This is a genomic window from Pseudomonas sp. 8209 (assembly GCF_028682105.1).
Taxonomy (GTDB): Bacteria; Pseudomonadota; Gammaproteobacteria; order Pseudomonadales; family Pseudomonadaceae; genus Aquipseudomonas; species Aquipseudomonas palmensis.
The window spans coordinates 496,483-507,199 of sequence record NZ_JANIAH010000005.1; the positions used below are offsets into that span (position 1 = coordinate 496,483).

The window sequence follows — 10,717 nt, forward strand, 5'->3', positions numbered from 1 at the left end:
ACTCCTGGCTCAAAGGGCCTTGACTGCGAGGATTTCCACCTCGAAGTTCAGGGTCTTGCCGGCCAGCGGGTGGTTGAAGTCGATGGTCACTTGCGCGTCATCGAACGCCTTCACCACGCCGGGCAACTCGGCGTTGGCCGCGTCGTTGAAAATCACCAGCAGGCCTTCGGACAACTCCATGTCCTGGAACTGCGAGCGGGGAATGATCTGCACGTTCTGCGGGTTCGGCTGACCGAAGGCGTTCTCCGGTGCCACGCTGACGGTGCGCTTGTCGCCGGCCTTGAAGCCGAAGATCGCGGCTTCGAAGCCCGGCAGCAGGTTGCCGTCGCCGACCTTGAACACCGCCGGAGCCTTCTCGAAGGTGCTGTCGACAGTATCACCGTTTTCCAGGTGCAGCGCGAAGTGCAGGGTGACTTCGGTGTTCTGGCCGATACGGGTATCAGTCATGGACGGGTTCTCCGGACTTTTTGCTCTTGAACATATCCAGCGCCAGCATCACGGCGCCCACGCTGATGGCGCTGTCGGCCAGGTTGAAGGCCGGGAAGTACCAGCGGTTCTGCCAATGCACGAGGATGAAGTCGACCACATGCCCGAGCACGATGCGGTCGTACAGGTTGCCCAGCGCACCGCCCAGCACCAGGGCCAACGCAACGGCCAGCCAGGTGTCGTCGCGGCCCAGGCGCTTGAGCCACACCACCAGCACCGCACTGACCACCAGGGCGATCAGGGCGAACAGCCAGCGCTGCCAGCCGGAGCTGTCGGCCAGGAAGCTGAAGGCCGCACCGGTGTTGTAGGCCAAGGTCCAGCTGAAGTAGTCGGGGATGACCACGATCTGCTGGTACAGGCTCAGCGCACCTTCGAAGTAGTGCTTGCTGGCCTGGTCCAGGACCAGTACCAGCAGGCTCAGCCACAGCCAGGCGAGGCGCCCGAAGCGCCCCACGTTGGGGTTAGGCATAGTGACGCACCTCACCTTTGCCGCTGATGTTGTCGACGCAACGACCGCAGATTTCCGGATGCTCCGGGTTCACGCCCACGTCGGCGCGGAAGTGCCAGCAACGGCCGCACTTGGCGTGACCCGACTTGACCACCTTGAGCTTGAGGCCGGCCACTTCGGTAACCACGGCATCGGCCGGGGCTTCGACGAATGGCGCCACGCTGGCTGCCGAGGTGATCAGCACGAACCGCAGTTCGTTGCCCAGCTTGTTCAGGTCGGTGCTCAGGGCCTCATCGGCGAACAGGGTGACTTCGGCTTGCAGGTTGCCGCCGATGGCCTTGGCCGCACGCTGGTTCTCCAGCTCCTTGTTGACCGCAGCCTTGACGGCCATCACGCGGTCCCAGTAGGCGCGGTCCAGCTCGATGCCTTCTGGCAGCTCGGTCAGGCCCTGGTACCAGGTGTTGAGCATGACCGACTCGTTGCGCTCGCCCGGCAGGTACTGCCACAGCTCGTCGGCGGTGAACGCCAGGATCGGTGCGATCCAGCGCACCAGCGCTTCGCTGATGTGGTACAGCGCGGTCTGGCACGAGCGGCGCGCGACACTGTTGGCGCCGGTGGTGTACTGGCGGTCCTTGATGATGTCGAGGTAGAAACCGCCCAGCTCCTGCACGCAGAAGTTGTGGATCTTGGAGTAGACGTTCCAGAAACGGTACTCGCCGTAGTGCTCTTCCAGCTCGCGCTGCAGCAGCAGGGTACGGTCGACCGCCCAGCGGTCCAGCGCCAGCATGTCGTCGGCCGGCAGCAGGTCGCGGGCCGGGTCGAAGCCGGACAGGTTGGAGAGCAGGAAGCGCGCGGTGTTGCGGATGCGCCGGTAGGCGTCCGCACTGCGCTGCAGGATCTGATCGGAAACCGCCATCTCGCCGGAGTAGTCGGTGGCCGATACCCACAGGCGCATGATGTCGGCACCCAGGGTGTCGTTGACCTTCTGCGGCTCGATGGTGTTGCCCAGCGACTTGGACATCTTGCGGCCGTTCTCGTCCACGGTGAAGCCGTGGGTCAGCAGCTCGCGGTACGGCGCATGGCCGTCGATGGCGCAGCCGGTGAGCAGCGAGGAGTGGAACCAGCCGCGGTGCTGGTCGGAACCTTCCAGGTACAGGTCGGCGCGCGGGCCGCTTTCGTGGCCGATGTTGTGCGAGCCACGCAGCACGTGCCAGTGGGTGGTACCGGAGTCGAACCACACGTCCAGGGTGTCGGCGATCTTGTCGTACTGGCCGGCTTCGTCACCGAGCAGTTCGGCGGCGTCCATCTTGAACCAGGCTTCGATGCCCTCGAGCTCGACGCGCTGGGCCACCTGCTCCATCAGTTCGACGGTGCGCGGGTGCAGTTCGCCGGTCTGCTTGTGCAGGAAGAACGGGATCGGCACACCCCAGTTGCGCTGACGCGAGATGCACCAGTCCGGGCGGTTGGCGATCATCGAATGCAGGCGCGCCTGGCCCCAGGCCGGCACGAACTTGGTTTCTTCGATGGCGTTGAGGGCGCGCTTGCGCAAGGTTTCGCCGCTGTCAGGCTGCTTGTCCATGCCCACGAACCACTGCGCGGTGGCGCGGTAGATCAGCGGGGTCTTGTGGCGCCAGCAGTGCATGTAGCTGTGGCTGATGGTGTCGGTGAACATCAGCGCGCCCACTTCGGCGAGCTTGTCGACGATGTGCGGGTTGGCTTTCCAGATGAACTGGCCACCGAAGAATTCCAGCGAGTCGACGTACACGCCGTTGCTCTGCACCGGGGTGAGGATGTCGTCGTTGACCATGCCGTAGCGCTTGCAGGTCACGAAGTCGTCTTCACCGTAGGCCGGGGCCGAGTGGACCACGCCGGTACCGGCGCCCAGCTCGACGTACTCGGCCAGGTAGACCGGCGACAGGCGATCGTACAGAGGGTGACGGAAGTTGATCAGCTCCAGTGCAGAGCCCGGCGCGGTGGCGATCACCGAACCTTCCAGCGAGTAGCGCTTGAGGCAGGCTTCGACCAGCTCTTCGGCCAGCACCAGCAGCTTGTCGCCGACGTCCACCAGGGCATAGCTGAACTCGGGGTGCACGTTCAGCGCCTGGTTGGCGGGGATGGTCCACGGGGTGGTGGTCCAGATCACGATGGCGGCGGGCTTGGCCAGCGACGACAGGCCGAAGGCCTGGGCCAGCCGCGCTTCGTCGGCCACGTTGAAGGCCACGTCGATGGTCTGGGACTTCTTGTCGGCGTATTCGACCTCGGCTTCGGCCAGGGCCGAACCGCAATCGAAGCACCAGTTCACGGGCTTGAGGCCCTTGAACACGAAACCGTGCTTGACCATTTCGGCCAGGGCACGGATTTCGCCGGCTTCGTTGGCGAAGTCCATGGTCTTGTAGGGGTTGTCCCAGTCACCCAGCACGCCCAGGCGGATGAATTCCTTCTTCTGCCCTTCGATCTGCTCGGCCGCGTAGGCACGGCACAGCTCGCGGGTCTTGTCCGCGGTGAGGTGCTTGCCGTGGGTCACTTCAACCTTGTGCTCGATCGGCAGGCCATGGCAGTCCCAACCCGGCACGTACGGCGCATCGTAGCCGGCCAGGGTCTTGGACCGCGAGATCATGTCCTTGAGAATCTTGTTGAGCGCGTGACCGATGTGGATCTTGCCGTTGGCGTAGGGCGGGCCGTCGTGCAGCACGAACTTCGGACGATCCTTGCCAATTTCGCGCAGCTTCTGGTACAGGCCAATGCTGTCCCAGCGCTGCAGGATCTGCGGTTCGCGCTGTGGCAGGCCGGCCTTCATCGGGAAGGCGGTGTCCGGAAGGTTTAGCGTGGCTTTATAGTCGGTCATTTCAGGCTCTTCGTTAGCGGTTGACCGTGCCAATGGGCACGTGCGGCGGCGATATCCGCATCGATCGCCGACTTCAGCGCCTCCAGGGAGGCGAATCGCTGCTCATCGCGCAGCTTGTGGTGGAATTCCACCGTGAGACGCCGGCCATACAGATCGCCGGCAAAATCCAGGAGATGCACTTCCAGGTGGGCGCGGCCATCACCTGCAACGCTGGGGCGCACGCCGATGTTGGCGACACCCGGCCACGCCTGGCCATCGAGTTCGACGCTGACCAGGTACACCCCGGTGAGCGGTACGCGATGACGCTTGAGTTGTATGTTGGCCGTGGGCCAACCCAGCTGGCGCGCCAGCTTCTGCCCATGCAGCACCCGGCCGCGGATGCGGAACGGGCGGCCCAGCAGACGCTCGGCCACGGCAAAGTCGGCACGCGCCAGTGCTTCGCGCACCTGCGTGCTGCTGACCCGCAGGCCCTCGAGCTCCACGGTTTGCGCCGCTTCCACGGTGAAGCCGTGGCGCAGGCCGGCCTGCTGCAGGAACGTGAAGTCACCCACCCGGTCGCAGCCGAACCGGAAGTCGTCACCGACCTCCAGGTGCTGCACGCCCAGGCCGTCGACCAGGATGGTGTCGACGAATTCGGCGGCGCTGAGCTTGCACAGGCGCTGGTTGAACGCCAGGCACAGCACCCGGTCGATGCCTTCGGCGGCCAACAGGGCGACCTTGTCGTGCAGGCGGGCCAGGCGCGCAGGCGCGGTGTCCGGTGCAAAGTACTCACGCGGCTGTGGCTCGAAAATCACCACGCAGCTGGGTACGCCCAGCGCTACCGCGCGCTCACGCAAACGCGCCAGGATAGCCTGGTGACCGCGGTGAACACCGTCGAAGTTGCCGATAGTGGCAACACAGCCCCGATGCTCGGGGCGAAGGTTGTGAAGGCCTCGAACCAGCTGCATAACGCGCTTCTTGCTCATAAAGTGGTCGATTATAACCACACCCGGCCGCCGACGACAGGCAGCAGCGCGATGCCAGGGCGTCTAAAACACAAAACCGACGCCTGACCCGCGCCGGCCATCAGTGCAGCGCCTTGCGGGCGAAGTCCCGTGGACGAAAACCAAACAGGTACAGGCAACCGAAATAGGTCACCACGCCTGCGCCAATCAGTACGCCCAGGCGCAGGAACCGCTCGAGCATGTGCCCCTGCTCCCAGGCAGGCATGTACCACATGCCGGCCACCAGCACACCGGCCATCAGCAGTACGGCCACCAGCAACTTGAGCAGGTAGGCGGTCCAGCCCGGCTGCGGCTCGAACAGGTTCTGCTGGCGCAGCTTCCAGTACAGCAGGCCGGCATTGAGGCAGGCGCCGACACTGATCGCCAGGGCCAGCCCGGCATGCTGCAGGTAGCCGATGAACACCAGGTTGAGCAGTTGCGTGGCCACCAGGGTGAAGATGGCGATCTTTACCGGTGTACGGATGTTCTGCTGGGCATAGAAGCCAGGGGCGAGCACCTTGACCAGGATGATGCCGAGCAGGCCGACCGAGTAGGCGATCAGCGCGCGCTGGGTCATGGCGGCATCGAAGGCGGTGAACTTGCCGTACTGGAACAGGGCCACCGTCAGTGGCTCGGACAAAATTGCCAGGGCAAAGGTGCAAGGCAACACCAGCAAGAAGCACAGGCGCAGGCCCCAGTCGAGGATGCGCGAATACTCGTGGCGATCCTTGCTGGCGTAGGTCTTGGCCAGGGTCGGCAGCAGGATGGTGCCCAGCGCCACGCCCAGCACCCCGGAGGGCAGCTCCATCAGGCGGTCGGCGTAGTACATCCACGACACCGAGCCGGCCACCAGAAACGAGGCGAAGATGGTGTTGATGATCAGCGAGATCTGGCTTACCGACACCCCGAGGATGGCAGGCAGCATCTGCTTGAGCACGCGCCATACCCCGGTATCGCGCAGGTTCAGGCGGGGCAGCACGAGCATGCCGATCTTTTTGAGGTGCGGCAGCTGGTACAGCAGCTGCAACAGGCCGCCGGCCAGTACCGCCCAGCCCAGGGCCATCACCGGCGGATCGAAGTACGGGGTGAGGAACAGCGCGAAGAAGATCATCGCGACGTTGAGCAGGGTCGGCACGAAGGCCGGTACCGAGAAACGGTTCCAGGTATTGAGGATGGCGCCCGCCAGGGACGACAGCGAGATCAGCAATATATAAGGAAAGGTCACACGCAGCAGGTCGGTGGTCAGCTCGAACTTCTCGGCGCTGTCGACGAAGCCCGGCGCGGTGACCCACACCACCCAGGGTGCGGCCAGGATCCCCAGCGCCGTGACCACCGCCAGCACCAGGGTCAGCAGGCCGGCGACATAGGCCACGAAGGTGCGGGTCGCCTCCTCGCCCTGCTGGCTTTTGTATTCGGCCAGGATCGGCACGAACGCCTGAGAAAACGCCCCCTCGGCAAAGATTCGCCGCAGCAGGTTGGGCAGCTTGAAGGCAATGAAAAAGGCGTCGGTGGCAACACCGGCGCCGAAGATGCGCGCCAGGATGGTATCGCGGACAAAGCCCAGCACGCGCGACACCATGGTGATGGAACTGACTGCAGCCAGGGACTTGAGGAGATTCATCGAAAGATTTTCATGCCATATGGATGAAGGAGAGGCCTAAACGGCATCCAAGTATGCGATACTCTGCCGCGCAAAGCAGACAGAGCAAAACTCCCGAGTTTACAGGTCATGCGCCAGAAGGGAATCATCCCCTCCAGCGAATCGACCGCTCAGCGGAACCTAACAAGCGCCCTTGACAACCGATCAACTCATCGGCATGATTCGCGGCCTATTTTGTTTGCTATTTACCAAGTCTTTCGAGGAGCTCGACGGTGGCCAACTCACCTTCCGCCAAAAAACGTGCAAAACAGGCTGAGAAGCGTCGCAGCCACAACGCCAGCCTGCGTTCCATGGTTCGCACCTACATCAAGAATGTAGTCAAGGCCATCGACGCAAAAGACGCCGAAAAAGCGCAAGCTGCTTACATCCTGGCTGTTCCAGTTATCGACCGCATGGCCGATAAAGGCATCATCCACAAGAACAAGGCTGCTCGCCATAAAGGCCGTCTGAATGGCCACATCAAGGCACTGAAGATTGCTGCAGCTGCCTAAGCGACGCTTGTTAAAAAACCGACCCTAGGGTCGGTTTTTTATTGCCTGCGATTTGATGATGGCGGGAAGACAGGGCCGCTCCCTTCGCCGACCAGGCTGACTCCTGCAGGAGACGGCCTGGTCGGCGAAGGGCTATGCCTTGCCTACTTGCCGAGCGGGATCTTCGGCGCCCATTGCAGCCATTCGTCCTCGGCCTTGTCGAACAGGGCAAAGGTCTGCTGCGGCAACGCTGCGTTGCCCATCTTGTCGCCGTCTGGCGTGGCGAAGGCAATGCCACCCTCGATCAGGGTCTCCAGCGACTCGGTACGCACCGTAGCGCCCTTGAACAGGCCGATATCGAAGCCGAAGCCACTGCTGTTCCAGAAACGGCTGCCACCGCGCACAAGCGAGGCGTAGCGTGGCTCGATCAGGATATGGATCAACACGCGATCCGCTGTCTGCCCCAGTTCGTACCCCGTAACCTTGCCCACCGGCACTTCACGGTAGGTGACCGGCACACCGACCTTGATCGACCCGCGTCGAGCAGCGCTGAGCACCACCGGCAGGCCAGCCTCGCGAGCGGTCAGGTCCGGTGGCTCGGGCAAGGCCACGAAGTTGCGCTGCGGGCCCTGATTCTTCGCCGCCGGTTGCACTTCAAGGTACTGACCGGTGACCAGCGTCTCCAGGTTGGCCGTCTTGACGATACCCAGCGCCGGCTTGACTACCCAGAACTGCGTGCCCACACGCGCAATACGCTCGGGCACCTCGGTGATCTGCGCCTTGATCGTCACCGACTGCAGGTCCTCCGCCAGGTCCACCGCTTCGACCTTGCCGACATCCAGCCCCTTGAAGCGTATGGGGGTGCCGACCTTGAGGCCGTCCGCACGGTCCACCTTGATGGTGATGCTGGTGCCCTTGCGATCCGCCGCTTCCTGGTTGGCCAGCAGGCGGAAGGTGGGGATACGACGCTTGAGCGGTACATTCTGTTTCGGCGTATCGAAGGCGATGCCACCGGCCATCAGGCTCTGCAGCGACTCGCTCTTGATCTGGATGCCCGACAGGCCGCCAGTCAGGGTAATGCCGCTGGCGTTCCAGAAACGCGTCGAACCATTGACCAGGTTGGCGTACTCGGGCTCGATGTGCACGCCAATCAGCAGGCGTTGCTGCTTCCTGGAGAACTGGTAGCTTTGCACGCTACCCACCTTTACCTGCCGATACAGGATCGGGCTGCCAACCTCGAGCGAGCCCAGGTTGTCGCTGAACAGCACAAGGTGCAGGCCGGGCGCCTTCAGATCGAGGGGCGGGGCCTTGGCCCGGGCTTCGAATTCACGCTGAGGCGAGGCGCCCTTGTCGCCGGGACGGATAGCAATGTAGTTGCCCTTTACCAACGCCTCCAGGCCGGTGATACCCGCCAGGGAGATCGACGGCTTGACCACCCAGAACTGGGTGCCTTCGACCAGGTAGTCCTCGGCCAGCGGGTCCAGGGTCAGCTCGGCCATGGCACTGGAGAGGTCGGCATCGACCTTCAGGGCTTTCAGCGAACCTACCTGTATACCTTTGTACATGACCGGCGTACGGCCCGCCTGCAGGCCCTCGAAGTCGCTCAGCTTGACCTTGACCCGGATACCCGCCTGGGCGGCGTCGAAGTCTTCGAAAAGACGGAACGGCAGGTTCGGGTCGGTGGGCGGGCTGTCCTTGCGGTGCTCGGGGGTAGCGAATGCGATACCGCCGGCAACGATGCTGGCCAGGGACTCGCTGCGCACCTTCACGCCCGACAGGTTGGCATCGATGCTCACGCCGCTGGCGTTCCAGAAACGCGTGTGCTTGCGCACCAGGTCGGCATAGCCCGGCTCGATGAACACCTTGATCTCGACCGTACCCTGGTCGTCGGAGAGCTTGTAGCTCTTCACCCGGCCAACCTGGATCTGCTTGTAGAACACGGGGCTGTCACGGTTGAGCGACCCCAGGCGATCGGCCTTGAGGGTCAGATGCAGGCCGGGCACGCTGTCGGACATCGGCGGTGCTTCGCTCAACGCATTGAAACGCTTGCTCGGCTCGCCATCGCCCGGGCTCACGGCAATGTAGTTGCCTGATACCAGCGTCTCCAGCCCGGTGATCCCGGCCAGGCTCACGTTTGGCTTGACCAGCCAGAAGCGAGTGTTCTTGCGCAGGTGCTCCTCGGCCACCTGGTTCATCTCGATGGTGGCGATGACACCTTTGTTGCGGCCTTTGTCGTCAAGTACCAGGCTCTTGACCTTACCCACCGACATGCCCTTGTAGACCACCTCGGTCTTGTTGGCGACGATACCCTCGCCGCTCTCGAAGCGAACCTCGATGTTCACCCCCGCTTCACGGTAGGCCTGCCAGCCGAGCCACCCACCGATCACCAATGCGATCAGGGGCAGAATCCAGATGGCCGACCAGTTCGACGCTGGGCGGGTTTTAGCCGTAGGCAAATCACTCATGGTCGTCATCCGACTCCGTGTTATCCCAAATCAGTCGGGGATCGAAAGTTACTGCAGCAAGCATTGTCAGAATCACCACACTGGCAAAGGCGACGGCCCCCAGGTTGGCTTCGACACTGGCAATCCGGCCGAAATTCACCACCGCCACCAGGATCGCGATGACGAAGATATCCAGCATCGACCAGCGGCCGATGAATTCGATGAAGCGATACATCACGATGCGCTGGCGTGCCGACAGCGGCTGGTGGCGCTGCACTGAATACAGCAGCAGGGCGATGCCCACCAGCTTGAAGGTAGGTACCAGAATACTGGCGATGAACACCACGGCCGCGATCGGCAGCATGCCGTGCTGCATCAGGGTGATGACGCCGGACATGATGGTGTCGGGGCTGCCCTGCCCCAGGGTGCTGACCGTCATGATCGGCAGCACGTTGGCCGGTATGTACAGGATGGCCGCGGTAATCAGCAGCGCCCAGGTACGGGCCAGGCTGTTGGGCCGGCGTGCATGCACCAGCGCCCCGCAGCGTGTGCAGGTCTGGCTGCTGGCGCCCGCCTCCTGGCGGTTGAGCTCATGACACTCGGTACAGATCAGTATTCCTGCGTCAATCGCCCGCATGCACATCTTCTCCCGACAAGGCTACCCAGATCTGGTGGGGGGACATCACCACTTCCAGCCAGACCTGAACCAGCAACAAACTGACAAAACACAGCAAGCCAAGCCCTAGGCTGAGTTCGGCCATATCCACCAGCTTGACGATGGCGACCAGTACGCCCATGAGGTAGACCTCAAGCATGCCCCAGTCGCGCATGTGGTGATAAAAACGGTAAAGAAGCAGGCCGTAGCTGCGGCCCCTGTTCAAGCGGATGGTCAGCAGCACGACCAGCTGACACAGCAGCTTGAGCAGTGGAATGGCCATGCTGCACAGGAACACCACCACCGCCACGCCACCCATGCCGCTGTTGTACAGGCCGATCACACCGCTCCACACCGTGTCATCGGAGTTCTGGCCCAACAGATGGAGTTGCATGATCGGCAGAAAGTTCGCCGGCACGTAGAGCAGCAAGGCCGCCAGTACCAAGGCCAGGCTGCGCTCGACCACATTGTGCCGATGGGCGTACAACTCATAGCCGCAGCGCGGGCATTGCGCTTTTTCATCCGTCTTGAGCTCGGGCTTGCGCAGTAGCAGGTCGCATTCGTGGCACGCCACCAATTGATCCAGCGGCAAGTCTGCGAGTGAATCGCGATCGTCAGGGTCGGGCATAGAAGGGTTCTGAGTAAAAACGTCGGGGCCTATTCTAGTGTCGTTGCCCCAATTGTGGGAGCACAACCGCGCAGGAGCCAGCCTTGGCGCAGAACAGG

9 protein-coding genes are annotated in these 10,717 nt (G+C 62.9%); 1 reads left to right on the forward strand and 8 read right to left on the reverse strand.

The genetic code is table 11. The annotated features are described in order from the left end of the window. Positions 1–9: 9 nt before the first annotated feature. The 5 genes from fkpB to murJ all read right to left on the reverse strand — a co-directional run bounded on the left by fkpB (position 10) and on the right by murJ (position 6,383). Positions 10–447, reverse strand: coding sequence for an FKBP-type peptidyl-prolyl cis-trans isomerase (gene fkpB, locus NP552_RS13950; protein WP_054914918.1), 438 nt, complete (start codon positions 445–447; stop codon positions 10–12). Then, positions 440–955 (reverse strand): signal peptidase II, encoded by a 516-nt coding sequence (gene lspA / locus NP552_RS13955; protein ID WP_043860308.1) that lies wholly within the window; start codon positions 953–955, stop codon positions 440–442. The genes fkpB and lspA overlap by 8 nt, the downstream gene beginning before the upstream one ends. Then, positions 948–3,779 (reverse strand): isoleucine--tRNA ligase, encoded by a 2,832-nt coding sequence (gene ileS, locus NP552_RS13960; protein WP_043860307.1) that lies wholly within the window; start codon positions 3,777–3,779, stop codon positions 948–950. The genes lspA and ileS overlap by 8 nt, the downstream gene beginning before the upstream one ends. Beyond that, the gene (gene ribF / locus NP552_RS13965) at positions 3,776–4,726 is read right to left on the reverse strand and encodes a bifunctional riboflavin kinase/FAD synthetase (protein WP_054914919.1); all 951 of its coding nucleotides are present in this window, start codon (positions 4,724–4,726) and stop codon (positions 3,776–3,778) included. The genes ileS and ribF overlap by 4 nt, the downstream gene beginning before the upstream one ends. Before the next feature lie 118 nt (positions 4,727–4,844). Beyond that, on the reverse strand, positions 4,845–6,383 hold the full coding sequence (gene murJ / locus NP552_RS13970; protein ID WP_043860305.1) for a murein biosynthesis integral membrane protein MurJ: 1,539 nt from the start codon (positions 6,381–6,383) through the stop codon (positions 4,845–4,847). A 251-nt stretch (positions 6,384–6,634) separates the two neighbouring features. Here murJ and rpsT point away from each other — a divergent pair, with 251 nt between their 5' ends. Beyond that, positions 6,635–6,913, forward strand: a complete 279-nt coding sequence (gene rpsT / locus NP552_RS13975; protein ID WP_043860304.1) for a 30S ribosomal protein S20 — start codon at positions 6,635–6,637, stop codon at positions 6,911–6,913. Between the two features lie 143 nt (positions 6,914–7,056). Here rpsT and NP552_RS13980 read toward each other — a convergent pair whose 3' ends face one another. The 3 genes from NP552_RS13980 to NP552_RS13990 are packed head-to-tail and all read right to left on the reverse strand — an operon-like array spanning position 7,057 to position 10,619. Then, on the reverse strand, positions 7,057–9,357 hold the full coding sequence (locus NP552_RS13980) for a PqiB family protein (protein WP_213606315.1): 2,301 nt from the start codon (positions 9,355–9,357) through the stop codon (positions 7,057–7,059). Beyond that, complete coding sequence (locus NP552_RS13985) at positions 9,350–9,973, reverse strand: paraquat-inducible protein A (RefSeq protein ID WP_104572943.1); 624 nt, start codon at positions 9,971–9,973, stop codon at positions 9,350–9,352. Before NP552_RS13985 ends, NP552_RS13980 begins: the two co-directional genes overlap by 8 nt. Then, positions 9,960–10,619 (reverse strand): paraquat-inducible protein A, encoded by a 660-nt coding sequence (locus NP552_RS13990; RefSeq protein ID WP_274096834.1) that lies wholly within the window; start codon positions 10,617–10,619, stop codon positions 9,960–9,962. Before NP552_RS13990 ends, NP552_RS13985 begins: the two co-directional genes overlap by 14 nt. Positions 10,620–10,717 lie beyond the last annotated feature (98 nt).

Coding starts and splice junctions, on each gene's coding strand:
- fkpB (WP_054914918.1), bottom strand. CDS start 447: ATGACTGATACCCGTATCGGCCAGAACACCGAAGTCACCCTGCACTTC.
- lspA (WP_043860308.1), bottom strand. CDS start 955: ATGCCTAACCCCAACGTGGGGCGCTTCGGGCGCCTCGCCTGGCTGTGG.
- ileS (WP_043860307.1), bottom strand. CDS start 3,779: ATGACCGACTATAAAGCCACGCTAAACCTTCCGGACACCGCCTTCCCG.
- ribF (WP_054914919.1), bottom strand. CDS start 4,726: ATGCAGCTGGTTCGAGGCCTTCACAACCTTCGCCCCGAGCATCGGGGC.
- murJ (WP_043860305.1), bottom strand. CDS start 6,383: ATGAATCTCCTCAAGTCCCTGGCTGCAGTCAGTTCCATCACCATGGTG.
- NP552_RS13980 (WP_213606315.1), bottom strand. CDS start 9,357: ATGAGTGATTTGCCTACGGCTAAAACCCGCCCAGCGTCGAACTGGTCG.
- NP552_RS13985 (WP_104572943.1), bottom strand. CDS start 9,973: ATGCGGGCGATTGACGCAGGAATACTGATCTGTACCGAGTGTCATGAG.
- NP552_RS13990 (WP_274096834.1), bottom strand. CDS start 10,619: ATGCCCGACCCTGACGATCGCGATTCACTCGCAGACTTGCCGCTGGAT.